The sequence below is a fragment of the Microvirga sp. BSC39 genome, from assembly GCF_000739015.1.
Classification (GTDB): Bacteria; Pseudomonadota; Alphaproteobacteria; order Rhizobiales; family Beijerinckiaceae; genus Microvirga.
On the sequence record NZ_JPUG01000025.1, the window covers coordinates 34,500 to 57,653 of the forward strand.

General features: G+C 65.1%; 26 protein-coding genes. 18 read left to right on the plus strand and 8 right to left on the minus strand.

The genetic code is table 11. From position 1 onward, the window contains the following. Window positions 1-71: 71 nt before the first annotated feature. Window positions 72-452: a DUF2794 domain-containing protein gene (locus tag MA07_RS02410; RefSeq protein ID WP_036346740.1), complete on the plus strand. Its 381-nt coding sequence runs from the start codon at window positions 72-74 to the stop codon at window positions 450-452. Here the strand turns inward: MA07_RS02410 and MA07_RS02415 are convergent. Both MA07_RS02415 and MA07_RS02420 read right to left on the minus strand, forming a co-directional pair. After that, window positions 449-1,696, minus strand: coding sequence for an MFS transporter (locus tag MA07_RS02415; protein ID WP_052002762.1), 1,248 nt, complete (start codon window positions 1,694-1,696; stop codon window positions 449-451). The two genes, MA07_RS02410 and MA07_RS02415, sit on opposite strands and share 4 nt — an antisense overlap. Before the next feature lie 8 nt (window positions 1,697-1,704). Continuing rightward, complete coding sequence (locus MA07_RS02420) at window positions 1,705-2,241, minus strand: GNAT family N-acetyltransferase (protein WP_036346744.1); 537 nt, start codon at window positions 2,239-2,241, stop codon at window positions 1,705-1,707. A gap of 84 nt (window positions 2,242-2,325) precedes the next feature. Here MA07_RS02420 and MA07_RS02425 point away from each other — a divergent pair, with 84 nt between their 5' ends. After that, the gene (locus MA07_RS02425) at window positions 2,326-3,849 is read left to right on the plus strand and encodes an MFS transporter (RefSeq protein ID WP_152568694.1); all 1,524 of its coding nucleotides are present in this window, start codon (window positions 2,326-2,328) and stop codon (window positions 3,847-3,849) included. Window positions 3,850-3,910: 61 nt separating this feature from the next. Here the strand turns inward: MA07_RS02425 and MA07_RS02430 are convergent, their stop codons facing one another. From MA07_RS02430 to MA07_RS02440, 3 genes are all read right to left on the minus strand, one after another. Beyond that, window positions 3,911-4,693, minus strand: coding sequence for a Bax inhibitor-1/YccA family protein (locus tag MA07_RS02430; RefSeq protein WP_036346508.1), 783 nt, complete (start codon window positions 4,691-4,693; stop codon window positions 3,911-3,913). A gap of 226 nt (window positions 4,694-4,919) precedes the next feature. Continuing rightward, window positions 4,920-7,505 (minus strand): ABC transporter permease, encoded by a 2,586-nt coding sequence (locus tag MA07_RS02435; RefSeq protein WP_036346509.1) that lies wholly within the window; start codon window positions 7,503-7,505, stop codon window positions 4,920-4,922. Between the two features lie 11 nt (window positions 7,506-7,516). Then, window positions 7,517-8,209, minus strand: coding sequence for an ABC transporter ATP-binding protein (locus MA07_RS02440; RefSeq protein WP_036346511.1), 693 nt, complete (start codon window positions 8,207-8,209; stop codon window positions 7,517-7,519). A gap of 73 nt (window positions 8,210-8,282) precedes the next feature. Between MA07_RS02440 and MA07_RS02445 the strand changes: the two genes are divergently transcribed. The 8 genes from MA07_RS02445 (at window position 8,283) to MA07_RS02480 (ending at window position 14,697) form a co-directional block, all read left to right on the plus strand. Beyond that, window positions 8,283-8,951, plus strand: a complete 669-nt coding sequence (locus tag MA07_RS02445; RefSeq protein WP_081928731.1) for an arylesterase — start codon at window positions 8,283-8,285, stop codon at window positions 8,949-8,951. A gap of 65 nt (window positions 8,952-9,016) precedes the next feature. Then, on the plus strand, window positions 9,017-10,060 hold the full coding sequence (locus MA07_RS02450) for an aldo/keto reductase (RefSeq protein WP_036346513.1): 1,044 nt from the start codon (window positions 9,017-9,019) through the stop codon (window positions 10,058-10,060). A 304-nt stretch (window positions 10,061-10,364) separates the two neighbouring features. Beyond that, complete coding sequence (gene thpR, locus MA07_RS02455; protein ID WP_036346516.1) at window positions 10,365-10,901, plus strand: RNA 2',3'-cyclic phosphodiesterase; 537 nt, start codon at window positions 10,365-10,367, stop codon at window positions 10,899-10,901. Between the two features lie 38 nt (window positions 10,902-10,939). Beyond that, window positions 10,940-11,530, plus strand: coding sequence for a histidine phosphatase family protein (locus MA07_RS02460; protein ID WP_036346518.1), 591 nt, complete (start codon window positions 10,940-10,942; stop codon window positions 11,528-11,530). A 194-nt stretch (window positions 11,531-11,724) separates the two neighbouring features. Continuing rightward, window positions 11,725-12,741 carry a YeiH family protein gene (locus tag MA07_RS02465; protein ID WP_036346520.1) on the plus strand — a complete coding sequence of 339 codons (1,017 nt, stop codon included), beginning with the start codon at window positions 11,725-11,727 and terminating at the stop codon, window positions 12,739-12,741. A gap of 67 nt (window positions 12,742-12,808) precedes the next feature. After that, window positions 12,809-13,111: a 4a-hydroxytetrahydrobiopterin dehydratase gene (locus tag MA07_RS02470; protein WP_036346523.1), complete on the plus strand. Its 303-nt coding sequence runs from the start codon at window positions 12,809-12,811 to the stop codon at window positions 13,109-13,111. Window positions 13,112-13,114: 3 nt separating this feature from the next. Further along, window positions 13,115-13,519, plus strand: coding sequence for a GFA family protein (locus tag MA07_RS02475; protein ID WP_036346525.1), 405 nt, complete (start codon window positions 13,115-13,117; stop codon window positions 13,517-13,519). 254 nt (window positions 13,520-13,773) lie between these two features. Further along, entirely contained in the window at window positions 13,774-14,697 is a 924-nt protein-coding gene (locus MA07_RS02480; RefSeq protein WP_036346528.1) for a calcium-binding protein, read from the plus strand. Between the two features lie 60 nt (window positions 14,698-14,757). Here MA07_RS02480 and MA07_RS02485 read toward each other — a convergent pair whose 3' ends face one another. Beyond that, window positions 14,758-15,543 carry an SDR family NAD(P)-dependent oxidoreductase gene (locus MA07_RS02485; protein ID WP_036346530.1) on the minus strand — a complete coding sequence of 262 codons (786 nt, stop codon included), beginning with the start codon at window positions 15,541-15,543 and terminating at the stop codon, window positions 14,758-14,760. An 80-nt stretch (window positions 15,544-15,623) separates the two neighbouring features. On the opposite strand from MA07_RS02485, the gene MA07_RS02490 reads away from it, so the two are divergent. The 5 genes from MA07_RS02490 to MA07_RS02515 all read left to right on the plus strand — a co-directional run bounded on the left by MA07_RS02490 (window position 15,624) and on the right by MA07_RS02515 (window position 19,519). Further along, window positions 15,624-16,004, plus strand: a complete 381-nt coding sequence (locus MA07_RS02490) for a YkvA family protein (RefSeq protein ID WP_081928732.1) — start codon at window positions 15,624-15,626, stop codon at window positions 16,002-16,004. Between the two features lie 306 nt (window positions 16,005-16,310). Beyond that, entirely contained in the window at window positions 16,311-17,021 is a 711-nt protein-coding gene (locus MA07_RS27460; protein ID WP_052002763.1) for a hypothetical protein, read from the plus strand. Window positions 17,022-17,162: 141 nt separating this feature from the next. Beyond that, window positions 17,163-18,476 (plus strand): 23S rRNA (adenine(2503)-C(2))-methyltransferase RlmN, encoded by a 1,314-nt coding sequence (gene rlmN, locus MA07_RS02505; protein ID WP_244445134.1) that lies wholly within the window; start codon window positions 17,163-17,165, stop codon window positions 18,474-18,476. 111 nt (window positions 18,477-18,587) lie between these two features. Then, entirely contained in the window at window positions 18,588-19,028 is a 441-nt protein-coding gene (locus MA07_RS02510; RefSeq protein WP_036346533.1) for a hypothetical protein, read from the plus strand. Next, on the plus strand, window positions 19,025-19,519 hold the full coding sequence (locus tag MA07_RS02515) for a hypothetical protein (protein ID WP_052002764.1): 495 nt from the start codon (window positions 19,025-19,027) through the stop codon (window positions 19,517-19,519). Before MA07_RS02510 ends, MA07_RS02515 begins: the two co-directional genes overlap by 4 nt. Here the strand turns inward: MA07_RS02515 and MA07_RS02520 are convergent. Then, window positions 19,494-20,132 carry a LysE family translocator gene (locus tag MA07_RS02520; protein WP_036346765.1) on the minus strand — a complete coding sequence of 213 codons (639 nt, stop codon included), beginning with the start codon at window positions 20,130-20,132 and terminating at the stop codon, window positions 19,494-19,496. The two genes, MA07_RS02515 and MA07_RS02520, sit on opposite strands and share 26 nt — an antisense overlap. A 181-nt stretch (window positions 20,133-20,313) precedes the next feature. On the opposite strand from MA07_RS02520, the gene MA07_RS02525 reads away from it, so the two are divergent. From MA07_RS02525 to MA07_RS02535, 3 genes are read left to right on the plus strand one after another with little or no spacing between them, the layout of a single operon-like run. Continuing rightward, on the plus strand, window positions 20,314-20,877 hold the full coding sequence (locus MA07_RS02525) for a LemA family protein (protein WP_244445136.1): 564 nt from the start codon (window positions 20,314-20,316) through the stop codon (window positions 20,875-20,877). A gap of 21 nt (window positions 20,878-20,898) precedes the next feature. Further along, window positions 20,899-21,780: a YgcG family protein gene (locus MA07_RS02530; protein ID WP_244445135.1), complete on the plus strand. Its 882-nt coding sequence runs from the start codon at window positions 20,899-20,901 to the stop codon at window positions 21,778-21,780. Then, entirely contained in the window at window positions 21,781-22,392 is a 612-nt protein-coding gene (locus MA07_RS02535; RefSeq protein ID WP_036346538.1) for a hypothetical protein, read from the plus strand. On the opposite strand, the gene MA07_RS02540 is transcribed toward MA07_RS02535, so the two are convergent. Further along, a complete protein-coding gene (locus MA07_RS02540; protein WP_036346769.1) occupies window positions 22,389-23,126 on the minus strand; it encodes a DUF1223 domain-containing protein in 738 nt (245 codons plus the stop codon). The two genes, MA07_RS02535 and MA07_RS02540, sit on opposite strands and share 4 nt — an antisense overlap. Window positions 23,127-23,154: the final 28 nt, after the last annotated feature.

The following is a 23,154-nucleotide window of genomic DNA, read 5'->3' on the forward strand; positions in this document are numbered from 1 at the left end:
TGTCCCGACGGGTTGATCCGGTAGCCGCCTAAGCCCATCATCAGAGCATGTTAACAGCCATGGGAGGCGTCATGAGCGAAGGTGACATCGCAGAGCCGCTGCGCGGCGGCTCGAGCCAGGGCTCGGCCCATATCGTGCCCTTCCCCGCCGCGCCGAAGCAGGTGTCCTTCGACCGCTCCGAGTTGCAGGCCATTCTCAACCTCTACGGCCGCATGGTGGCGGCCGGCGAATGGCGCGATTACGCCATCGACTTCATGCCCGACAAGGCCGTGTTCTCCATCTTCCGCCGCACGTCGGAAATGCCCCTCTACCGCATCGAGAAAGACCCGAAGCTCGCCAAGAAGCAGGGCGCCTATTCCGTCATCGTCTCGACCGGCCTGATCCTCAAGCGCGGGCACGAGCTCGACCGCGTGCTGCGCGTGCTCGACAAGCCGAAGGTGGTGTCGAACTAGCCCTGATCCAGATTCTGCGGCAGGGCCAGCAGCCACAGGCTCGATGCGATGATGCCTAGGGCGCCTGTCCAGAGCACGACCCGGATGCCGATCCAATCCGCCGCGAATCCTGCTGTAAGGGCTGCGATGAGACCGAGGCCGCCGGTCAGGAGATGCACCATGCCGGCCTCGCGCCCGCGCAAGGGATCCGGCGTCACCGTCTGGCGCAGGACCGTGGCGTTGGTGGAAAACGCCACCCAGAGCCCGTCTCCGAAAAGCTGTCCGATGCACAGGGCCCCCGCGGCCGCCCAGAGGGGTCCTTGCGCCAGCGGGATGAAGCAGGTCACAAGGCCGTAAGCCAGCAATGCGCCGATGAGGACCCTGCGAACGGGGAACCGGCGCCCGGCCCAGGCGGCCAGCCGCGCCCCGACCAGGCCGCTGATGCCGCCGAGCGCCACGATGAATCCGAGAACGCCCGGCTGAATGCCGAGATCGCGAACCGCATACAGCACGTAGAGCGGCGCGAAGAGGCTCAGGAAGAAGGTGAGCGTCGCGAGGCATAAGGTCATCGGCCTGAGCACCGGATGCCTGAACACGAACCGCATGCCCTCCCGTGTCTCACGCCACAGGTCCGGCGCGTGCTCTCCGGTAACGAGCGGCGGCTCCGGTCGCTTGATGGAGGCCAGCAGCACGGCGGACCAGAGATAGGACAGGGCGTCGAACAGGATGGCGAACGGAGCGGTCAGGACCTGAATTGCGACGCCCGCGAGAGCAGGTCCGGCAATCTCCGCCAGCGCATCGGTGGTGGCGAGCTTCGCGTTGCCGTCCAGGAGCTGGTCCTTCTCCACCACGGTCGGCAGATAGGCATTGTCGGCGGTCTGGAAGACCATGGAGAACAGGGCCACCGCCGTGGCTACGCCGATCACCTGACCGATGGTGATGGCATCGAGCCACGCCATGACCGGCAGGGTGAGCAGCACCGCAGCGCGCAGCAGATCCGCCGCGATCAGCACGCGCCGACGGCGCGTCCGGTCGATCCACGCGCCCACAAAGGGGCTGAGGAGCACGCCCGGCAGCATACTCAGCGCCACGAGAACACCGAGATCCGTTGCGGAGGCATCGAGGGTGAGAGCCGCAATGATCGGCAACCCTTCGCGGGTGAACCGCGTGCCGATGGCCGACAGAGTCTGCGCGCCCCACAGGCGCATGAAATCCGGGTTCTGCCACAGGCCGTCCTTCGGCCTGCGGATCATGGTGGTGAACATCGCTCGTCTCAGGCCGCAGGCCGGGTCGGCGGCTCGCTCGTGCCGCGCCCGAGAGGACGCTGCATCAGCACGGTGGAGAGCCAGCGTCCATGCTTGTAGCCGATGCCCTTGAGAATGCCGGCAGGCTCGAAGCCGAGGCTTCTGTGCAGGCCGATGGAGCCGTGCGAATCCTCATCGCCGATGACCGCCACCATGAGCCGGAAATCCAGCGCTTCGCATTGCTCGATCAGTGCCAGCAAAAGCGCGCGCCCCACGCCATGTCCCTGTGCCGATGGAGCGACGTAGACCGAATCCTCGACGGTGGACCGGTAGGCGGGGCGCGTGCGGTAGGGGCCCGCATAGGCATAGCCCAGGATATCGCCGCCCCGTTCCGCCACGAGATAAGGATACCCGCCCTCCAGGATCGCGTCGCGGCGGTGCCCCATCTCGGCTTCCGAGGGCGGCTCAAGCTCGAACGAGGCGGTGCCATGCGTCACCGCATGGGCATAGATCGCCGTAATGACAGAGATGTCTGTTTGGAGCGAAGGGCGGATGACGAGGCTCATGGGCATTCTCTAGACCATTTCCGCGGCGCTGAGGAAGTGGCGCCGATCTGCATGGCCTGTCTTTATTCCTCCCTCAGGATTAGCATGGAACGTCACGAGGAGGGATCGCGGGTGAACCAGCTCAGCCCAGGCGAGGCGCAGCCTGTCATCAAGTCCCGTGCGCAGAACGCTGTCGTCTGGAGCGCGATCCTGGGCTCCAGCATGGTGTTTGCCGACGGGGCCATCGTGACCGTTGCGATCCCGCAGATGCGCGAGAGCCTGCAGGCGTCGCTGGCCGAGATGCAGTGGGTGACCAATGCCTACGCGCTGACGTTGTCCGCCTTCCTGCTGCTGGGCGGCGCGGCCGGCGATGCCTATGGCCTGCGACGGATCTTCATGATCGGCATCGCCTGCTTCGGCCTCACCTCCCTGTGGTGCGGCCTGTCGCATTCAGCCGAGATGCTGATCGTGGCCCGGGCGTTTCAGGGTGTCAGCGGTGCCCTGCTCGTGCCGGGCTCCCTGGCGCTCATCAGCGCCCATTTCCCGCCCGATGCCCGCGGCAAGGCCATCGGCACCTGGGCGGCCGCCTCCGCCATCGCGGCGGCGCTCGGGCCGATCCTCGGGGGCTGGCTGATCGATATCGGCCCGTGGCAGGCAATCTTCTGGATCAACATTCCGGTTGCCGCGCTGGCGCTCTGGCTCTGCTGGAGGCATGTACCGGACGACCCGGGGCTGAAAGACACCGCCATGGACTGGCTCGGTGCCGTCCTTGCCGTCGTCGCCCTCGGTCTTCTCGCCTATGGGCTGACGGCGTTCGGCGAACGGGAGAGCCAGCGAGGCATCGCCATTCTGTTGACGATGGCCGGAGCGGCGGCTCTCGGCCTGTTCATGCTGCATGAGAGGCGCAGCGCCGCCCCGATGATGCCCCTCGACCTGTTTCGCATCCCCGCCTTCGCGAACGTCAATGCGCTGACCCTGCTGCTCTACTTCGCTCTGAGCGGTGCCTTGTTCTTTCTGCCGACGGTGCTGATCGAAGCCCATGGTTATTCGGCCGCCCGGGCAGGCTCCGTGTTCCTGCCGTTCACCCTCATGATGGCCGTGCTCTCCCGCCTGGGGGGCGTCCTGGCCGACCGGTTCGGCACCCGCATGCTCCTCACATTGGGCCCGCTCATTACGGCTTTGAGCTTCGCGCTTCTGGCTCCTGCCGTCTTTCACGGCAGCTACTGGCTGGCGGTCGTGCCGGTCATGGCCATGATGGGACTGGGCATGGGCATTACGGTCGCGCCCCTGTCGACGACGGTGATGAATGCCGCTCCCGACGACCGGATCGGCGTGGCCTCGGGGATCAACAACGCGATCTCCCGCGTCGCCGGCCTCATTGCCGTGGCAGGCCTCGGCATCATTGCCACCTTGGGGTTCCAATACGCCGCCGCATGGGCGAGCCCGGAAGCTACGGGTCTCTTCGGGCAGGCGACGTTCGGCACTCCCCTGCCGTCCGAGGCCAGGACCGATGCCGCGCGGGACACCTACACCACGGCCATGGTCGGCGGGTTCGGGCTCGTGGCGCTGATCTGCGCGGCAGCGGCTGTTGCGAGCGCCTGGTTCGGCTATCGGTCGTCGCAGACCTGAGCCCAAAACAAAAGCCCCGGCCTTTCAGCCGGGGCTCTGTGATCACGCGATCCGTTCGTCCTTACTCGTTGCGGTTGCCCACGAGAGCGAGGAGGAACTGGAACATGTTGATGAAGTCCAGGTACAGCGTCAGGGCGCCGAACACGGAGACCTTGGCGGCCGCTTCCTGATCGAAGTTGCCGTACAGGTACATCTCCTTCAGCTTCTGCGTGTCGTAGGCGGTCAGGCCAGCGAAGATCAGCACGCCGATTACCGAGATGCCGAACTGCAGCATGCTCGACGCTACGAAGATGTTCACGATCGAGGCCAGGATCAGGCCGACGAGGCCCATCATCAGGAACGAACCCATGCCGGACAGGCTGCGGTTCGTGGTGTAGCCCCACAGGGACAGCGAGCCGAAGGCCGCCGCCGTGATGAAGAACACCTGCACGACGCTCGCGCCGGTGTAGCGGATGAGAAGCGTCGAGAGCGAAGCACCCATCACCGCCGCAAAGGCGAAGAAGGTGGTGCGGGCCGACGCCGCCGACATCCGGTCCATCCGGAACGAGAAGAAGAAGATAAAGGCCAGAGGCGCCAGCGCCACAACCCACATCAGGGGCGAGCCATACAGGGTCGCGCCGAACTGGGTCAGGCCGACACCACCCATCCGGGCAACCGCTTGCGACGGATCGCTCGTGGTGGCCAGCATGTTGATGCCGAGCGCGACCAGGGCCGAGATGGCAAGGCCCAGGACCATGTTGTTGTAGACGCCGAGCATGAAGGCGCGCAGGCCCTGGTCGACCTGAGCCGCCGTCCGGGCAAAGCCGGTGCCATAGGCGTGTTGGTTTTGCTCATACGGTTGCATCGGAGTCCTTTCTCGCGGTGTCCCGTTGTTCCCTCGAAAGGCTGGGGTCAGCCCTCGGTCGCCGCATTTCGGGCGACACCACGAATATGTGAGGGCCGACCGTTTTTCGCAAGAGGCAAGGTCAAGCTTCAAATCTTCGTGAAGCAAGAAAAATGAAGAGCAGAGTAGCTGCTGCTCCTCATTAAGCTTCCCGCGCTCCTTTATAACGCCGCCGTGCCCGCGCGGCTTAAAGGTTTCTTAAATACTGAGCCGGTTTTTGACTTAAGATCCGCCAGGTTCCGAGCAGGCCTAATCCGACGCTCACGAGAACCGCCAAGGCTGAAGCCAGGATGGCGCCCGACAAATCTAGGGTAAAGCTTAGGTTCATGACGCGCTCGACGATGAAATAGGCGGCGAGCGAGCCTGCCAGCAGGCCGAATACAGCTGTCGCCACGCCCAGGAGCCCATATTCGAGCGCATAGGCCGAGAGCAGCCGGGCGCGGGTGGCTCCCAGGGTCTTGAGCACCACCGCATCGTAGAGCCGCGCCCGGTGGCCGGCAGCGAGAGCGCCCGCCAGCACCAGGAGGCTCGCGATCAGCGCGATGGAGCTTGCGCCGCGAATCGCCATGACGAGCTGCGAGACCACGTCGTTCACCGCCTCCAGGGCATCCTTTACCCGCACGCTCGTGACCATGGGATAGGCCTGGGCGGAGCTGCGCAGGATGCGAGCATCGAGCGCCTCGTCGGAGCCGTTCGGGAAGGTGACGGTGGCGAGATGCGTGTGCGGCGCACCCGCGAAGGCATTGGGCGAGAACACCATGACGAAGTTGATGCCCATGGAGCGCCACTCGACCTCGCGCAGGTTCGAGATGGTGGCGCTGATGTTGCGCCCGAGCACGTTGACGGTAATCTCGTCGCCGATCTTCAGCCCCAGGCCCTCGGCGATCTTCCGGTCGAAGGAGACCAGCGGCTTGCCGCGGTAATCCTCCGGCCACCACTCGCCCTGCACGATCTTCGAGCCCTCCGGCGGCGCCTTGGCATAGGTGATGCCGCGGTCGCCCGACAGCACCCAGGCGATGTCCTCCTCGGCCTTGATCTCGGCCACGGGCCGGCCGCCCAGGGTGACGAGACGACCGCGCATCATGGGCACGCGCTCGATCTGCGCATCGGATGCCTGTTGCTTCAGGAAGCCCTCGAAGGCATCCGCCTGCTGGTTCGGGATGTCGAGGAAGAAGAAGCTGGGTGCCCGCTGCGGCAGGCTCTGGGTGAGCTGGCGGGTGAAGTTGCTGTCGATGACCGCGAGCGTGACCAGGAGCGTGATGCCGAGCCCCAATGAGAGCACGAGCGAGGGCGTGAGCGCACCGGGCCGGTGAATGTTGGCAAGGGCCAGCCGCGGCGAGGTGCTCCGCGGGCGCGGCAGGCGGCGGGCGAGCGCCATGATCCCGAAGGCCACGACACGCAGGAGCGCGAAGGATCCTGCGGCTGCGGCCACGAACATCAGGGCAACCCGCCGGTCATAGGCCGCGAGCACCGACAGCCCCACGAGCGCCACCACAGACAGGATGAGCGCCGTCACATAGCGCTTGCGCGGCCAACGCCGCTCGGGATCGATCTGGTCGCGGAACAGGCCTGAGACCGGCACGTCATGGGCGCGGCCCAAAGGCGCAATGGCGAAGACGAGCGCGGTCAGCACCCCGTAGAGCAGCGCAATGCCGAGTTCGCTCCAGGCCAGCGTCGGCTGGATTGGGATCGGCAGAAGATGCCCGAAAAGCGCCGTGATCACGAACGGCAGAGCCGCCCCGAAGGCAAGGCCGATGCCAATGCCCACGATGGCGATCAGCATCACCTGCGTGAGGTAGAGCACCACCACCTGCCCGCCTGGCGCACCGAGACTCTTCAAGGTGGCGATGGACGCCCGCTTGCGGTCGACGAAGCCGCGCACCGCATTGGCGACGCCGACGCCGCCCACGAGCAGGGCCGTGAGGCCGACGAGCGTGAGGAACTGGGTGAAGCGCTCGATGTTGCGGGCAAAGCGCGGATCGGCATTCAGGCGGGTGCGGATGTTCCAACCGGCCTCCGGCAGAACGCGCCCTGCCTCCGCCTCGATCCGGGTCAGCCCCTCCTCGGTGGACACCTCCGGCGGCAGGATGAGCCGGTAGGTCCAGCGCACGAGGCTGCCGGGCTGCACGAGGCCGGTCGCATTCAGCGCCTCCCGTGACAGCAGCAGCCGTGGCCCGAAGCCGATGCCATCGGCGATCTTGTCGGGCTCGGACACGAGACGCGCCCGCAATTCCACATTGGCGCCGCCCACCGTCACCCGGTCGCCGACCTTGAGGTCGAGCCGCGCGAGAAGCGCCGAATCGACCGCTGCCCCGAAGGCGCCGTCGCGTTCGGCAAAGAGCTCGGCAGGGGGACGCTGCGGGTCGGTTTCAAGGGCACCAACGGTGGGGTAGCCGGCGTCGACCGCCTTCATCTCGACGAGGCCGGAGCCCTTGTCGCCGGCTACCGCCATGGCGCGCATGGAGGCGATCACGTTGACCCGGCCCTGCGATTCCAGGAAGGCGCGCTCGGGTGCGGCTGCTTCGCGCTGGATCAGGGAGAAGGCCATGTCGCCGCCGAGAATTCGGCGGCCCTCGCGGGAAATGCCCTCGGTGAGCGACCGGGACAGGGACGAGACGCTGGCAATCGCCGCAACGCCGAGCGCGATGCAGGCGAGGAAGATCCCGAAGCCTTTGAGCCCCGCGCGCAGCTCTCGGAAAGCGAGGCGCAGCAGGAGCGGCAGGCGGGACGACGAAGAGCGCCTCTGCGGCGTGGCCGGAAGGGTGCCGTGCATGGGGTTTGTCCTTAGGCCACGGCGGAGGCGGCATCGGCCTCCAGCTGCCCGGAGCGCAGGCGCACCATGCGGTCGCACAGGCGGGCGAGGTTGAGGTCGTGGGTCACGAGCACCAGGGTCGCGCCCCGGTCGCGCTTGAGGGCGAAGAGCAGGTCGATGATGGACCCGCCGGTGTTCTCGTCGAGGTTGCCGGTGGGCTCGTCGGCCACGAGAATCGCCGGATTGGGCACGATGGCGCGGGCAATAGCCACGCGCTGCTGCTCGCCGCCGGACAGCTGAGCCGGATAATGGTGCAGACGAGACCCAAGGCCCACGGCCTGCAGCTCGGCCTCAGCGCGCTCGAAGGCCTCATCCTCGCCGGCAAGCTCCAGGGGCAGCGCCACATTCTCCAGGGCCGTCATGGTGGGCACGAGGTGGAAGGACTGGAACACGATGCCGATGCGCCGGCCGCGAAAGCGCGCCAGCGCATCCTCGTCGAGGCCCGACAGGTCGGTGCCGTCGACGATCACTTTTCCGGAATCGGGGCGCTCAAGTCCTGCCATGGTCATGAGCAGGGTCGATTTGCCGGAGCCCGAGGGGCCGACGAGCCCCACCGCCTCGCCTTTGGGGATGTTCAGCGAAATTCCCTTGAGGATATGCACCCGTGCGGCCCCGCGCCCGAGGCTCAAATCGACATCGTGCAGCGCGATGGCCTTGTCCTGCATGCCCAGTCACCCGATCTGTTGGAAACTCGAAAGATAACCCGGTTCTAGTCCGGCATAGATGGGAAGCCTATCGATGAAGCGCCAATCCGGCCCATTCATGACGATCATATTTGCGTGTGCGGCGGCCCTTGCCGCCATGATCGTCCCCGTGCTTGCCCCTGCCGCTCAGGCTCAAGGCAGGCCCATCCGCCTGGTGGCGCTGGGCGACAGCCTGAGCGCGGGCTACGGATTGCCGCAGGAGGCGGCCTTTCCGGTGGCGCTGGAGCGGGCGCTTAAAGCGCGGGGCCACAAGGTGGAGGTTGCCAATGCAGGCGTCTCCGGCGACACCTCCTCTGGCGGCCTCGACCGGCTCGACTGGTCCGTGCCTGACGGCACCGACGGGGTGATCCTGGAGCTCGGCGCCAACGACATGCTGCGCGGGCTCGATCCGGCGCTCACCCGCAGGAACATCGATGCCATCGTCCAGCGGTTGAAGGCCCGCAACATCCCGGTGATGCTCGCGGGCATGTATGCCTCGCGCAATCTCGGCCCGGATTACGTGCAGAAATTCGACAGCCTCTATCCGGACATTGCGAAGAAGCACGACCTTGTGCTCTATCCCTTTTTCCTGGACGGAGTCGCCGGCGAGCGGTCCCTCAACCTGCCCGATGGCATGCACCCGACGGCCAAGGGGATCGAGATCATCGTCGCGCGCATCCTGCCCACCGTCGAGAGCTTTCTCGCCCGCATCGCCCAGCGCTGATCGTCGTCAGCGCGTCATTCCTGCCTGAACGCGGCGGATCCTGTCGCCGCGAGGAGCCTGTACCTATGGAATATCGCCGCCTCGGCCGCACGGATCTCAATGTCAGCCTCATCTGCCTCGGCACCATGACCTGGGGCCAGCAGAACACGGAGGCCCAGGGCCATGAGCAGATGGATTACGCCCTCGACCAGGGCGTCAACTTCTTCGACACCGCCGAGCTCTACTCGATTCCGCCCAAGCCCGAGACCCAAGGCTCCACGGAGCGGATCATCGGCTCCTGGTTCAAGTCCCGCGGCTCCCGCGACAAGGTGATCCTCGCCTCCAAAGTGGTGGGACGCTCCGACAGCACCTGGTACCGGGACGACGGCTCCAAGGCCGAGCTCTCCCGCAAGCAGATCGAGGAGGCGGTGAACAAGAGCCTCAAGCGGCTGCAGACCGACTATATCGACCTCTACCAGATCCACTGGCCCGACCGCCCCATGCCCTGGGGCTCAAACCCGACGATCTTCCGCCATCAGGAAGGCCAATCCCACCCCATCGCCGAGACGGTCGAGATCATGACCGACTTGGTGAAGGCCGGAAAGATCCGCCATTTCGGCCTCTCCAACGAGAGCGCCTGGGGCACCATGACGTTCCTTAAGCACGCCGATGCCAAGGGCCTGGCGCGGGCGCAGTCGATCCAGAACGCCTATAACCTCCTCAACCGCACCTACGAGGTGGCGCTGGCCGAGGTGACGATGCACGAAAACGTGAGCCTGCTCGCCTATTCGCCGCTGGCGCAGGGCTATCTCACGGGCAAGTATCTCGACGGCGCCCGCCCGGCCGGAACCCGCACCACCCTGTTCGGGCGCGGCCAGCGCTACGAGAACGCCACCGCCGAGGCGGCGATCCGCAAATACGTGGCGCTGGCGCGTGAGTTCGGCCTCGACCCGGCCCAGATGGCCTTGGCCTTCGTCAACTCGCGCCCCTTCATGACGTCCAACATCATCGGCGCCACCTCCATGGAGCAGCTGAAGACGGACATCGCCTCGGTCAACGTGACGATCACGCCGGAGCTGGAAAAGCGCATCGACGCGATTCACGTCGAGCACTGCAATCCCTGCCCATAACAACCGCAGCGTCATCCCGGACGGCGAAGCCGATCCGGGATCGCAAGACGAGTAAAGCGCTGTCATCCCGGGGCCGCGTGAGCGGAGCCCGGGATCCATAACCACGACCTTCAATCAGTTCGGTGCCGTCAGTGGTTATGGATTCCCGCCTTCGCGGGAATGACACTGTCGAGGTTCCTGCACCATTCTCGTCCAACGATCCCGGATCTGCGCTACGCTTCGCCCGGGATGACACCTGACAATCCGGAACAAACCCCGCCGCCAATCGTCTGAGTTGGCATCAGCAAGCCCCGGGAGGTGCCGCATGCCACGTCTGTTCACCGGCATCGAGATCCCGGCCGAGATCGCCCTGGCGCTGTCGGGCTTTCGCGGTGGGCTTCCCGGCGCACGCTGGGTCGAGCCCGAGAACTACCACATCACCCTGCGCTTCATCGGCGACATCGACGAGCGCATGGCCGATGATGTGACTTCGATCCTCGGCGAGAGGCGCCAGCGCGCTCCGCTCACCCTCACCATCGATGGGCTCGACAGCTTCGGCGGCTCGAAGCCGCGCGCGGTCTTCGCCCGAACGTCCGGGAGCGGGGAGCTGAACGAGCTGCATGCGGAGCAGGAGCGTTTCCTGCGCCAGGTCGGTCTTGAACCTGAGGCGCGCAAGTTCACGCCGCACATTACCCTGGCGCGCCTAAAGCAGGCCTCCCCTGTCGACGTGGCGCATTACATTGCGACCCACGGCCACTTTCCGAAGCTCACCTTCACGGCGCACCGGTTCGTGCTCTATTCGTCACGGGCCTCCGTGGGCGGCGGACCTTATGTGATCGAGGCAGCCTACCCCTTGAGCTAGGCTCGACGCGCCCAGGCGGGACTGTTACAGCCACGGTTATGGCTTCGCTCATCTTTCTCACCCATCCCGAAGTGGTCATCGACCCCGGCCAGCCGATCACCGAATGGCCGCTCAATTCCACCGGGCGTGCCCGCATGGAGCGGTTCGTGGATCTGCTCGCGGGCCGCACCATCACGGCCGTTCATGCGAGCAACGAGCGGAAAGCGCGGGATGGCGCCGCCATCGTGGCGGAGCGGATCGGTCTGCCTTACGCGACGCATGAGGATCTTGGCGAGAACGACCGCTCGTCCACGGGCTTCATCGCCCCGCCGGAATTCTGGGAGGTGGTGCGCGCATTCTTCAGTCGCCCGTACGAAAGCATCCGCGGCTGGGAGCGCGCCATCGACGCGCAGACGCGCATCGTGAAGGCAGTGAGCCGCATCCTGCGCGAAGACCAGACCTCCGGCGATATCGTTGTCGTGTCCCATGGCGCCGTCGGCTGCCTGCTCACGGCTCATCTTCAGACCGTGGAGATCGGGCAGGAGAGCCGCCCGCAGCATCCCGGCGGCGGCTGCTTCATCGTCATCGACCGTGACACGTTCACGCTGACGCAGAACTGGCGCGCCATCGAGGATGGCTTTGAGGCTTGAATAAGGATCGAAGCCTCCGGTGTCATCCCCGGCGCACGCAGTGCGGGAAGGGGATCCATGGCGCTGAGGGTGTAGGTGGATTCCCTTCCTCTCCGCTGCGCGTCCTCCCGGGAATGACAGTGGCGCGTTTCGCTTGCATCCTGTCAGCCTTGCGAATAGCCCCTCCTCACGACACGCAGGGCTGAACCAATCCCATGATCCAAAACCGCATCGTGCAGCTGGCACCGGGCATTGCCCTTTGCGCAGGCGTTGCGCTCGCCGCCATGGGACTTCAGCGGATCGAGGAGCACTGGACCGGCCGGGTCTGGCTCGAGGCCATCGTCATCGCGATCCTGCTCGGCACCCTTCTGCGCACGCTTTGGACACCTGATCGGCGCTGGTCTCCCGGCATCGGATTTTCCGCCAAGACCTTGCTCGAGATCGCCGTGATGCTGCTCGGCGCCTCGATCAGCTTCCAGGCGGTGCTGGATGCGGGCCTCGGGCTCATCCTCGGCATCGCCATTGTGGTGGCCCTGGCTCTCGGCGCAAGCTACGCGCTCGGGCGGGAGCTCGGCCTGCCGAAGCGCATGGCGGTGCTGGTTGCCTGCGGCAACGCGATCTGCGGCAACTCGGCGATTGCGGCGGTTGCGCCGGTGATCGGCGCGAAGCCCGCGGACGTGGCCTCGGCCATCGCCTTCACGGCGATTCTCGGCGTGATCGTGGTGCTCGCCCTGCCCGGGCTGGTGCCGCTCGTCGGCCTGTCGATGACGCAATACGGGGTGCTCGCGGGCCTCACCGTCTATGCGGTGCCGCAGGTGCTGGCCGCTACCATACCGGTCGGCCTCGTGAGCACGCAGATCGGCACCCTCGTGAAGCTCGTGCGCGTGCTGATGCTGGGTCCGGTGGTGATCGGGCTGTCGGTCATGGCAGGCCGACGGACGGAGGGTGTGAAACCGAGCCTCGCCTTCAGCCGGCTCGTGCCCTGGTTCATCATCGGCTTCCTGGGACTTGCGCTGCTGCGCTCGCTCGGCGCCATTCCCGAAGCGCTCCTGCAGATCGTGATGCCCGCCGCGACGCTCCTCACCGTGATCTCGATGGCGGCACTGGGGCTCGGCGTGGACCTCAAGGTGCTGGCTAAGGTCGGCGGGCGGGTGACGCTCGCCGTGACGCTCTCGCTCCTGGTGCTGATCGCGATCAGCCTGGGGCTCATCCGGCTGCTCGGGATTGCCTGATCCCCTTGAAACCGCGTGCTGCGGCGTCATCACTAGAGGACATGTCCTCTTGAGGTGAAGCCCGCTCATGCCCCGATTGTCCGACTCCGAGCGCCAGGAACTGCTGCCCGCCCTTGACGGCTGGGCGATGGTCGAAGGGCGCGATGCGATCACCAAGCGCTTCGTCTTCGACGATTTCAGCCAGGCCTTCGGCTGGATGACCCGCGTGGCGCTTGCGGCCGAGGCGATGAACCACCACCCCGAATGGTCCAACACCTACAACCGGGTCGAGGTTACTCTCGCGACCCATGATGCCAAGGGCCTCACCCGCCGCGACGTCGAACTGGCGCAGCGCATGGACCAGATGGCCGCCGGCCTGACGAAGAGGTAGGCCATGGTCGAACCCCGCATCCTCACGGGCGGCTGCGCCTGCGGCCAGCTGACGTTCAAGACCGCAGGCGAGCCGAAGCGCGTCGGCCTGTGCCATTGCATGACCTGCCGCAAGATCAGCGGCGCGCCTTTCAATGCCTTCGTGATCTACCCTGTCGATCAGGTGACGATCACGGGACAGATCCGGACCTGGTCCGCCACGCCGGAATCCGAGCGCTGCTTCTGTCCCGTCTGCGGCTCGCAGGTGTTCGACAGGGACGCCGGCGACGAGATCGAGATCAAGCTCGGCGCCTTCGACGAGCCCAACCTGTTCACACCCACCTACGAGGCTTGGACGAAGCGTCGCGAAGCCTGGCTCCGCACCGAGGATCTCAGGAGCTTTCCCGAATATCGGGGAGATGTGTCTTAAAGGCCAGTGTCGGCTTTGGCCTAAACCCTCCATAGGAAGAGTATTTCACGTGATCACATGAATATCTTGATATAAACCCCTCTAATTGGAGAGTTCTGTCTAAGATTTTATTCTAAATTTCACATCTTCAAGAAGTATAATTCTTATGTGAACTGATTTTCTTGCCGGAGACAGCTTGACTAAATTGCTCATCGAATGTGTATCGTAACTTTATTGCATGCTATGCAATTTTTCAAACCTTAGTGAGCAGACCTATGGCAAAGTTGAACCAGAGACTACCCAAGACAAAGCCGACCCAAACGCCGCCGGAACCCGAGAAGTTCAGCATCGTGGTGGATGGCACCGACGGAAAGGACGTTCTGTTTGCAACCCGTGGCCATGACACGATCAATGGCGGCGCAGACAACGACCTTCTGTTCGGTCTCGGCAGCCGCGGCGGAGCAGACGGCCACGACAAGCTCTACGGCGGGGCTGGCGATGACACTCTCGTCGGCGGCCCGGGCAATGACCTCCTCGATGGCGGTGAGGGCGTTGACACTGCCGTTCTTTCCACGGACGTCGTCATGTGGATGCCCAAGGTGGGCGCCCGCGTGGATCTTGCCCTTTCCGGCGCTCAGAATACGCGTGTCGGGACGAAGACCTTCGTCTCGGTCGAGAACCTGATCGGCACCCTCAAGGCTGATGCCCTCAAAGGCAACGATGCCGACAACAGCTTTTTTGGTGACTCGGGCAACGATGTCCTCTGGGGCCGGGCTGGCAACGACGTGCTGGATGGCGGCATCGGCAACGACCGTCTCAACGGCGGCGACGGCGACGATATTCTGATCGGTGGCCTCGGTCAGGACCGGCTGACCGGCGGCAGCGGCAGCGACACCTTCTCGTTCATCCTTAAGGCGATGAAGGGCGGAAACGTCGATGTCGTCACCGACTTCAAGACAGGGGAGGACAAGATCAAGCTATCGGGTCCCAACCTCAGCGGCTCCAAGGAAGGCGGGTTCCTGGCCGAGAAGGCTTTTCATGTCGGGGCGCAAGCCCATGATGCGAATACGCGCATCTTCTACAACGAAGACAACGGAAAGCTCTACTTCGATGCAGATGGCACGGGCGCCCAGGCCGCCGTCCAGATCGCGAAGCTCAGCAAGAGCCTCGTTCTGACCCACACCGACTTCGTGCTCTGACAAGCACCATCCAAGAAAGCAGGCTATCGCCACGGCGACAGCCTGCACGTGTATTCGAATTTATTTGGGCTGCATGCGCAGGGCGCCGTCGAGGCGGATGCCCTCGCCGTTGAGCATGTCGTTCTCGATGATGGCCTTGACCAAGTTGGCGTATTCCTCGGGCCGCCCGAGACGCGAGGGGAACGGCACGTTGGCTTCCAGCGCCTTGCGGTAATCCTCCGCAATGCCCTCGAAGAGCGGCGTGTGGAACAGGCCCGGCATGATGGTCATGACCCGGATACCGAAGCCGGAGAGATCGCGGGCGACGGGAAGCGTCAGGCCGAGCACGCCGCCCTTGGAGGCGGAATAGGCCGCCTGGCCGATCTGCCCGTCCTGCGCGGCCACGGACGAGGTGTTGACGATGACGCCGCGTCCGCCGTCGGGCGTCACCGGATCGAGACCCGCCATGGCGGCGGCACATTTCGAGATCATCGCGTAGGTGCCGATGAGGTTGATCTCCACCGCCCGGCGGAAGCTCGCCAGATCGTGGGGGATCAGCTCGCCGGTGTCGCGCTTCTTCGACACCGTGCGCTTGCCCGGCGCGATGCCGGCGCAGTTCACCAGAATGCGCTCGATGCCGTTCGCCGCACGGGCCGCGGCCAGCGCCGAATCGATGGAGGCCTCATCCGTCACGTCGGCCCGGCAGAAGACTGCGCCGATGTCCCGAGCAACCTCGCCGCCGCGCTCGGCGTTCATATCGAGAATGGCCACCTTCGCGCCACTAGCCGCGAGCATGCGGGCCGTGGCCTCGCCGAGGCCCGAAGCGCCCCCGGTGACGACGGCTGCCATCAATTTGTCGAGCTTCATCGCTTTTCTCCCTGTGCTGGGACACCTCTTACGGTATCTTCGACACAACGGGAACGCAGACCATGGAAGGAACAGACCGGATGAGCGAACCCTTCATGAAGCGTTTCACCAAGGCCGAGATGGAGGCCATGCGCGAGGCGACCCGCGACGAGGAGGGCTTCAAGCGCCGCTTCTGGGAGAAGTTCAAGCGCGTGGCCGGCAAGATCCCCTTCGCGGAGGATCTCGTGGCGGCCTATTTCTGCGCCACCGACCCCTCTACCCCGAGCCGCGTGAAGCTGATTCTCATCGGAGCCATCGCGTACTTCGTGTTCCCCACCGATGCGATTGCCGACATCCTGCCCCTGATCGGCTTTGCCGACGATGCGGCGGTGCTGGCGGCGGCCATCACCCAGGTGGCAGGGTCCATCACGGAAGAGCACAAAGAAAGGGCCAGAAAGACCCTGGCCGACTCTTCAAGTTAAGCTTGAAAACTTTGCGGCAGGTTCACAGAAGAAAAGAATATATACTTATTGCAATGTTATTTCTTATCGATATAAGTGATTCCGTTAGCATCAAAGTGATTTCAACTCCTCCGCAAATTTCAAAAACGACAAGCTTTGAAGGATACTAAACGGGTCGCTCAGGCGGCCCTTTTTATTGGGCTGCGGTTCAGCCTGAACCGGCATTCTTGAAGCAACCGCCACGTTTCGACGCATCGCCAATGGCCCGGCGTCGCCTTAACGGGGATGGTGAAAAGTTCTTAACCATCCGGCTTTATGGTCCGCCCCATGACTCCTGCATCTTTCCAGCGCGGCATCGCCGCGGGCATCCTTTCCGCCCTTGTCGTCATCGGAACCGGACCTGCAGCCCTGGCTCAGGCCCAGCGTTCGACGCAGCCCTCAACCCGCCCGGCCCCGGCCAAGCCTGCGGCCAAACCCGCCGCGAAACCGGCAGCTCAGCCTGCCCCGTCGGCCAAAACCTCGCCAGCCAAGCCAGCCGCAGCTGCGGCCGGAGCGGCGGCGGCCAGCACGGCCAAGCCGGCCCGGGCTGCAAGCCCCGGCGGCTCGCTCGTGACGTCCTATGGCGACTGGGAGGTCTACATGGCCCAGAGCGGTCGCTCGAAGATCTGCTACGCGCTCAGCCGGCCGAAGGACTGGACGCCCAAGACGGTCAGCCGCGACCCGGCCTATCTCTTCGTCTCCTTCCGCCCGGCGGAGAACGTGAGGAACGAGGTGGCGTTCGAGTTCGGCTTCACGGCCAAGGAGAACGGTCCCGCCGAGGTTTCCGTAGGCAACACGTCCTATGCCTTGGTGGCCAAGGCCACCAATGCCTGGCTGAAGAACCCGGCCGAGGAAGGCCAGGCCATCGCCACCATGGCGAGGAGCGGCACCATGACGGTGAAGACGCAGTCCGCCCGTGGCTCCAGCCTGACCGATCGTTATTCCCTCAATGGCTTCAACAAGGCCCTGGAGCACGCCCGCAAGGAATGCGCGTCCTAAAGCCTGCCGCACGGTTGAAAACCAGTCTACCAATAAGCATCTTCCGGGCCTCAGGCCCGGATTTTGCGTTTGACGCTCACTTTTCCGGCGCAATCGTGTTATAAGACCGCCGAATTCCCAACAACGAAGGCATGATCTCCCATGGCGACGGTGCTCGACATCGCCAAGCGCAACCCCAATGCGGCTCCTGTTGCCGTCAGCGATGCCGCGCGCGCGGCCGGGTTCATCGAAAAGACCGCGGAGCTGACCGTCGCGGCGGGAGCTGCCCCCGGTGGGGCCTCGCTCGTCGGCCTCACCCGCGACCAGCTGAAGGACTCGCTTGCTGCTATCGGCGTGCCGGAGCGCGAGTTCAAGATGCGCGTGGCCCAGCTCTGGCACTGGATCTATTTCCGGGGCGCCCGGGACTTCGCCGAGATGACCAACATGGGCAAGGAGCTGCGCGCCAAGCTGGCGGCGGCTTATACCCTTGCCCGTCCGCAGGTGGTCTCCGAGCAGGTGTCGAAGGACGGCACCCGCAAGTGGCTGATCCGCATGGCCTCCACCGGCCCCCTCGACAAGGGCGCGGAGATCGAGTGCGTCTATATTCCGGAAGTTGATCGCGGCACGCTCTGCGTGTCGAGCCAGGTCGGCTGCACGCTCACCTGCTCGTTCTGCCACACGGGCACCCAGCGCCTCGTGCGCAACCTGACCTCGGCCGAAATCGTGGCGCAGCTGATCGTCGCCCGCGACGCCATCGGCGACTGGCCCGGCGCCACCCCGCCGGAAGGGGCCTTCGTGCCGAGTGATGGCGGGCGTTTCGTGTCCAACATCGTGTTCATGGGCATGGGTGAGCCGCTCTACAACACCGACAACGTGGTGGCCGCCATCGACGTGATGTCGGACGGCGAGGGCCTGACCCTGTCGCGCCGGCGCATCACGGTCTCCACCTCCGGCGTGGTGCCGCAGATGGAGCGCCTGGGTGCGGAAGCGAACACCATGCTGGCGATCTCGCTCCACGCGGTGCGCGACGAGCTGCGCGACGAGCTGGTGCCGATCAACCGCAAATACGACATCAAGCAGCTGCTCGACGCCTGCCGGGCCTATCCCGGCCTGTCGAATGCGCGCCGCATCACCTTCGAGTACGTGATGCTCAAAGGCGTGAACGACTCGGACTCTGACGCCCGCAAGCTCGTCCAGCTGCTCAAGGGCATTCCGGCGAAGATCAACCTGATCCCGTTCAACCCCTGGCCGGGCTCGAAATACGAGTGCTCGGACTGGGAGCGGATCGAGCGCTTCTCCGAGATCGTCTACCGCGCCGGCTACGCCTCGCCCGTGCGCACCCCGCGCGGCCGGGACATCCTGGCCGCCTGCGGCCAGCTGAAGAGCGAGACCGAAAAGCTGCGCGCCCGCGCCCGCATGATGGCCGAGCAGGGCATCGGGGCCGAAGGCGTTTATGCGGTGGGGAACGGGGAGTAGAACTCCCAGTCATTGGGGCACCGTGCCCAGGATCGGCACGGTGCTGGGCATCCTTGCAATAGGCACGAGATATCGTACCATCAGGGCAGTCTGTCACACCCTCAGGTAACGATGAAGCGCCACATTTGGGGCATCATAGCTGCGACTGCGGCTGCCCCCTATATCGCCGGGCTGCTGATAGGGCTTTACGTCGAGTTGGTTGATATGGTGAGGCATGGAGAGCCTCTGGAGCTTCCATCTCTGCTGAAATTTCTCCCTATCAGCACCGTTGTGCTCACCGTTGCAGGGATTCCGATCCTCATCCTTTCAGCGCTCTGCGCCGCCCTGCTGAATGCCGCTGAGTGGCGCACGAGACGGGCTTCGATCATGGCCGGGTCTCTGACGGGTTTATGTTTCATCGCCCTCCTGACCTCATCGCCTGCCAACTTCGGCGACGAATGGCTGTATGCCTTGGCGATAGGGGCCCCTACCGGCGCCATCTGCGGCTGGATCTACTGGCGCATCGCCATCAGGCAGACGCCTGAGAAAGCCCATGCTATAGACCCGGCATGATCCGCTGGCTCATCCTGATCCCCTTCGCGCTTCTCATCGCCGTCGGCGCGAGCGGCACGTTCTTCCTCATTGCCTCCATGGTCGACCCGGTGATGGCGCTGCTGACCGGCGATACGCTCTTCGTCGGCTTCTGGTCGCTGCTCGATGCGGTCTTTGCGGCGGAAGATCCCGGACCCATCGTGGAGGACGCCTTCCTGGCGGTCGGCCGGATCATGTTCACGCTGCTGATCTTCCCGCCCCTGCTGATTGCCATCGTCAGCGAGGTGCTGGGGATGCGCAGCCTTCTCTGGCATGGGCTCGCCACAGGCGTGCTCACGGCGGCGGTGCCGTGGATCCTGCGCGGGCAGGCGCGGATCGCCAGCCCCGAGGAACTGCATGTGAGCCTCATTCTCGGGCTCACCGGCGCGGTGGCCGGCCTCGTCTACTGGGCCATCATCGGCGGGCGCGAGCCGAGGCGGTCCGAGTCTACCGGGCCGTCGTCAGGATCTTGATGGCGAAGACCGAGAACAGGCCGGCGAAGGAATAGTCGATTCCCCGCATGAGCTTCGGACGGCCGCGCAGGAGCGCGATCACCTTGTCGGCGCCCAGGATCATCAGGATGCCCATGGGAGCCGTGAGTACGATGAAGTAGAGCCCCAGGAACAGGAGCTTGTCGGCAGCATGGGGGTCCGCGGCGTTCACGAACTGCGGCAGGAAGGTCACGAAAAACAGCACCACCTTGGGATTCGTCAGGTTGATGCCGACCCCCATGAAGAAGGTCTTCCAGAACGGGATCTCCGCCCGGCCCTCCTCCTTCACGCTCAGCGCCGAGCCGTTGCGCACCGCATCGAACGCCATCCACAGCAGGTAGAGCGCGCCGACGACTTTCAGCACCGTGAAGGCGGTCACGGAGGCGGCGAGCAGCGCCGAGAGGCCGAGCGCCGCCAGCAGCGTATGAACGCCGCAGCCTGCCATCGCGCCCAGCATCGCGGCCATGCCGGCCTTGCGCCCACCCGCCATGGTCTTGGCCAGGGAGAGGCTCATGTCCGGGCCCGGCGTGATGAACAGCAGGATGGCGGCGAGCGAGTAGGTGAGCAGGGTGCTGACGTCGGGCAGGAAGGTCATGGAGCAAATCCAAGCGAAGGACGGCGGGATCATGCCTCAATCCCGTGTGCACGGCCACCCCAAAGCCGCTTGTTGAAACGCCGCCCCTGCTCCATGTGTTGATCCGGGCGGGGTAAGAAGAACCGCGAACAGGATAGACATGACCGCATTGCTCTCAGCCGCCCGGATCCGCTTAGGCCTGATGGGCCTGATCCTGGCGTTCGGATTGTCGGCCTGCGGCATCAACAACGTCCCGACCCTGGAGGAGCAGGCCAAGGCCGCCTGGAGCGAGGTGCAGAACCAGTATCAGCGCCGGGCCGATCTCATCCCGAACCTCGTCGAGACGGTCAAAGGCTTCGCCCAGCAGGAGCGCGAGGTGCTGACCCAGGTCACGGAAGCCCGCGCCCGCGCCACGCAGGTGCAGGTCGATGCCTCCACGGTCACGGACCCGGAGAAGTTCCGCCAGTTCCAGGAGGCGCAGAGCCAGCTCTCCGGTGCGCTCGGCCGCTTGCTCGCCACCGTCGAGCGCTATCCGGAACTGAAATCCAACGCCAACTTCCTAGCCCTGCAATCGCAGCTGGAGGGCACCGAGAACCGCATCGCCGTGGCGCGGCGCGACTACATCACGACCGTGCAGGCCTACAACACGGAGCTGCGCACGATTCCGGGCCGCTGGATCGCCTCCATCGTCTATCCCGATGCGAAGCCCATGGAGACGTTCACCGCAACGGCCGGATCGGACCGCCCGCCGCCGGTAAAGTTCTGACGGAATGAGTGGCAGTACGGCATGTCCCCTCCCCTTGCGGGGAGAGCCAGCCGCAGCAGCGGCCGGGTGGGGGTGCCGGCGATGAACTGGACCAGGGTGGCACTCTCACCTCCCTCTCCAGCTCTCCCCCACAAGGGGGAAGAGGGCAGCACAGCGTTTCTCATAGCTGTCATCGCGCTCTTCACCCTCCTCTCCTCCTTTCCCGCCCTCGCCCAGACCTTCCCGCCGCTGACCGCCCGCGTGGTCGATGCAGCCAATCTCCTCAAGCCCGAGGAGCGGGCAGCGCTTGAAGCAAAGCTGAAAGCTCATGAGGACAAGACCACGGATCAGGTGGTGGTCGCGACCCTGCGCTCGCTGGGAGGCTATGAGATCGAGGATTACGCCAACCGCCTGTTCCGGCACTGGCAGCTCGGCCAGAAGGGGAAGGACAACGGCGCGCTGCTTCTCGTGGCGCCGCAGGAACGCAAGGTGCGCATCGAGGTGGGTTACGGGCTGGAGGGCGCTCTCACCGATGCCCTGTCGAAGATCATCATCACAACGGCCATCGCGCCCCAGTTCCAGAAAGGCAATTTCGCGGGTGGCATCGATGCGGGAGTCGACGCCATGCTGTCGATTCTCACGGGCGATGCGGAGGAATGGCAGCGGCGGGCGCAGGTGCGTGAGGACAGCACCACCGCCATCGATCCGGTCATCGCCTTCGTCATCCTGCTGATCCTGTTCTTTCTGATCGCGCGCCAGATGGGGGCGGGCCGCAGGCGCGGCATCCGGCGAGGCCGCCATGGTCCTTGGATCGTCACCACCGGCGGGTGGGGAGGTGGCGGTGGAGGATGGTCCGGCGGGAGCGGCGGCTTCTCCGGAGGAGGTGGCTCGTCAGGCGGCGGCGGCGCTTCGGGGAGCTGGTAGATGATTTCAACCGACGAACAGGCCCGTCTGGCCGGGGTGATTGGCGACGTGGAGCGCGAGACCTCCGGCGAGATCGTGCTCGTGATTGCCGAACAGGCCGGGCACTACCGCGCCATTCCCCTGCTCTGGGCAATGCTCGCGGGGCTTGTCACGCCCTGGCCGCTGATCTGGCTCACGGGCATCAGCACCTCGCGCATCTTCCTGATCCAGCTTGGGGTGGCTCTCGCATCGAGCCTTGTCCTCTCCTGGCCGAAGCTGCGCTTCGCCCTCGTGCCGCGCTCGATCAAGCATGCCCAGGCCCACGAGGCGGCCTCGCGCGAGTTCCTGCGGCGCGGGATGACCCGCACGCGGGAGAAGACCGGGGTGCTGATCTATCTGGCGCTGGCCGAGCACCATGCGGAAATTCTGGCCGATACAGGGGTCGCGGATCGGGTCGATCCGAGCATCTGGGCCGGTATCGTGGCGGACCTGACGGCCGCGATCCGCAACGACCGGATGATCGAAGGCTTGGAGGAGGCCATCCGGCGCACGGGCGCGATCTTGGCCCAGCATGCTCCTCCCCACCTCGACGACGTGGACGAGCTGCCCAACAAGGTCATCCTGCTGGATTAAAGGCCTGGGCCCTTCGCGGCCCCCAGGATAAGGCCGGGCCGGGCTGCATCGGTGCCTTGCAGGAGCACCACATAGGCGTCGCCGCCCTTGCGGGCCATGTCGAGCGGCACGTCGAAGCGGGCGGAGCCGCCGCGCCATTCGCCGACCCGGTTCAGGCCGCGCACCACATTAGCGTAGGTGATGGTCTTGCCGCGGTTCTCGCCGCGCTCGATCGGCACCGTCTGCGATCTCAGCACGGGCAGGATCCAGATCTCGGCCTCGCGCTGGGTGGTGTCGGGCGTCTCCTCGACGGTGATGGTGACCGTGTCGTTCTGCTCATCGATGACGACATTCACCGGCAGGGTCTTGCGCCCCTTCGTGGTGACCTGAATGGCCTTCTCGACCTGAGCCCGGTCGGACCCGATGGAGGACTTCTTGCCGTTGACGATCATCTGCGGCGTGAAGACCTGCCGGTCGCTGCGGGAATGGGCATAGGCCTTCTGGCGCTCGGTGAAGGCCACATGGGCGAGCGTGTCCTTCCAACCCAGATAGTCCCAGTAATTGACCGGCAGCGACAGGGCGACGATGTCCGGCTGGCGGGAAAATTCGACCAGAAGCTCATCCGCCGGCGGGCAGGAGGAGCAGCCCTGGCTCGTGAAGAGTTCGACCACCGCGCGGGGTGGCTCCGCCCAGGCGGGCTGCAGGAAAGCGGCGAATGCAAGGGCCGCCAGGGTCGCTTTCAATTGGGATACCATGATGCCGCCATGGAACATGAATTCCGCC

What these genes read in the sequence shown, in the direction of transcription:
- MA07_RS02490 (WP_081928732.1), top strand. Translation starts at nt 15,624, where the DNA reads ATGAGCGAACCCTTCATGAAGCGTTTCACCAAGGCCGAGATGGAGGCC.
- MA07_RS02435 (WP_036346509.1), bottom strand. Translation starts at nt 7,505, where the DNA reads ATGCACGGCACCCTTCCGGCCACGCCGCAGAGGCGCTCTTCGTCGTCC.
- MA07_RS02445 (WP_081928731.1), top strand. Translation starts at nt 8,283, where the DNA reads ATGAAGCGCCAATCCGGCCCATTCATGACGATCATATTTGCGTGTGCG.
- MA07_RS02470 (WP_036346523.1), top strand. Translation starts at nt 12,809, where the DNA reads ATGCCCCGATTGTCCGACTCCGAGCGCCAGGAACTGCTGCCCGCCCTT.
- MA07_RS02525 (WP_244445136.1), top strand. Translation starts at nt 20,314, where the DNA reads ATGGGCCTGATCCTGGCGTTCGGATTGTCGGCCTGCGGCATCAACAAC.
- MA07_RS02485 (WP_036346530.1), bottom strand. Translation starts at nt 15,543, where the DNA reads ATGAAGCTCGACAAATTGATGGCAGCCGTCGTCACCGGGGGCGCTTCG.
- MA07_RS02480 (WP_036346528.1), top strand. Translation starts at nt 13,774, where the DNA reads ATGGCAAAGTTGAACCAGAGACTACCCAAGACAAAGCCGACCCAAACG.
- MA07_RS02440 (WP_036346511.1), bottom strand. Translation starts at nt 8,209, where the DNA reads ATGCAGGACAAGGCCATCGCGCTGCACGATGTCGATTTGAGCCTCGGG.
- MA07_RS02425 (WP_152568694.1), top strand. Translation starts at nt 2,326, where the DNA reads ATGGAACGTCACGAGGAGGGATCGCGGGTGAACCAGCTCAGCCCAGGC.
- MA07_RS02515 (WP_052002764.1), top strand. Translation starts at nt 19,025, where the DNA reads ATGATCCGCTGGCTCATCCTGATCCCCTTCGCGCTTCTCATCGCCGTC.
- MA07_RS02410 (WP_036346740.1), top strand. Translation starts at nt 72, where the DNA reads ATGAGCGAAGGTGACATCGCAGAGCCGCTGCGCGGCGGCTCGAGCCAG.
- MA07_RS02415 (WP_052002762.1), bottom strand. Translation starts at nt 1,696, where the DNA reads ATGTTCACCACCATGATCCGCAGGCCGAAGGACGGCCTGTGGCAGAAC.
- MA07_RS02475 (WP_036346525.1), top strand. Translation starts at nt 13,115, where the DNA reads ATGGTCGAACCCCGCATCCTCACGGGCGGCTGCGCCTGCGGCCAGCTG.
- thpR (WP_036346516.1), top strand. Translation starts at nt 10,365, where the DNA reads ATGCCACGTCTGTTCACCGGCATCGAGATCCCGGCCGAGATCGCCCTG.
- MA07_RS02420 (WP_036346744.1), bottom strand. Translation starts at nt 2,241, where the DNA reads ATGAGCCTCGTCATCCGCCCTTCGCTCCAAACAGACATCTCTGTCATT.
- rlmN (WP_244445134.1), top strand. Translation starts at nt 17,163, where the DNA reads ATGGCGACGGTGCTCGACATCGCCAAGCGCAACCCCAATGCGGCTCCT.
- MA07_RS02460 (WP_036346518.1), top strand. Translation starts at nt 10,940, where the DNA reads ATGGCTTCGCTCATCTTTCTCACCCATCCCGAAGTGGTCATCGACCCC.
- MA07_RS02520 (WP_036346765.1), bottom strand. Translation starts at nt 20,132, where the DNA reads ATGACCTTCCTGCCCGACGTCAGCACCCTGCTCACCTACTCGCTCGCC.
- MA07_RS02530 (WP_244445135.1), top strand. Translation starts at nt 20,899, where the DNA reads ATGTCCCCTCCCCTTGCGGGGAGAGCCAGCCGCAGCAGCGGCCGGGTG.
- MA07_RS02535 (WP_036346538.1), top strand. Translation starts at nt 21,781, where the DNA reads ATGATTTCAACCGACGAACAGGCCCGTCTGGCCGGGGTGATTGGCGAC.
- MA07_RS02450 (WP_036346513.1), top strand. Translation starts at nt 9,017, where the DNA reads ATGGAATATCGCCGCCTCGGCCGCACGGATCTCAATGTCAGCCTCATC.
- MA07_RS02510 (WP_036346533.1), top strand. Translation starts at nt 18,588, where the DNA reads ATGAAGCGCCACATTTGGGGCATCATAGCTGCGACTGCGGCTGCCCCC.
- MA07_RS02465 (WP_036346520.1), top strand. Translation starts at nt 11,725, where the DNA reads ATGATCCAAAACCGCATCGTGCAGCTGGCACCGGGCATTGCCCTTTGC.
- MA07_RS27460 (WP_052002763.1), top strand. Translation starts at nt 16,311, where the DNA reads ATGACTCCTGCATCTTTCCAGCGCGGCATCGCCGCGGGCATCCTTTCC.
- MA07_RS02540 (WP_036346769.1), bottom strand. Translation starts at nt 23,126, where the DNA reads ATGGTATCCCAATTGAAAGCGACCCTGGCGGCCCTTGCATTCGCCGCT.
- MA07_RS02430 (WP_036346508.1), bottom strand. Translation starts at nt 4,693, where the DNA reads ATGCAACCGTATGAGCAAAACCAACACGCCTATGGCACCGGCTTTGCC.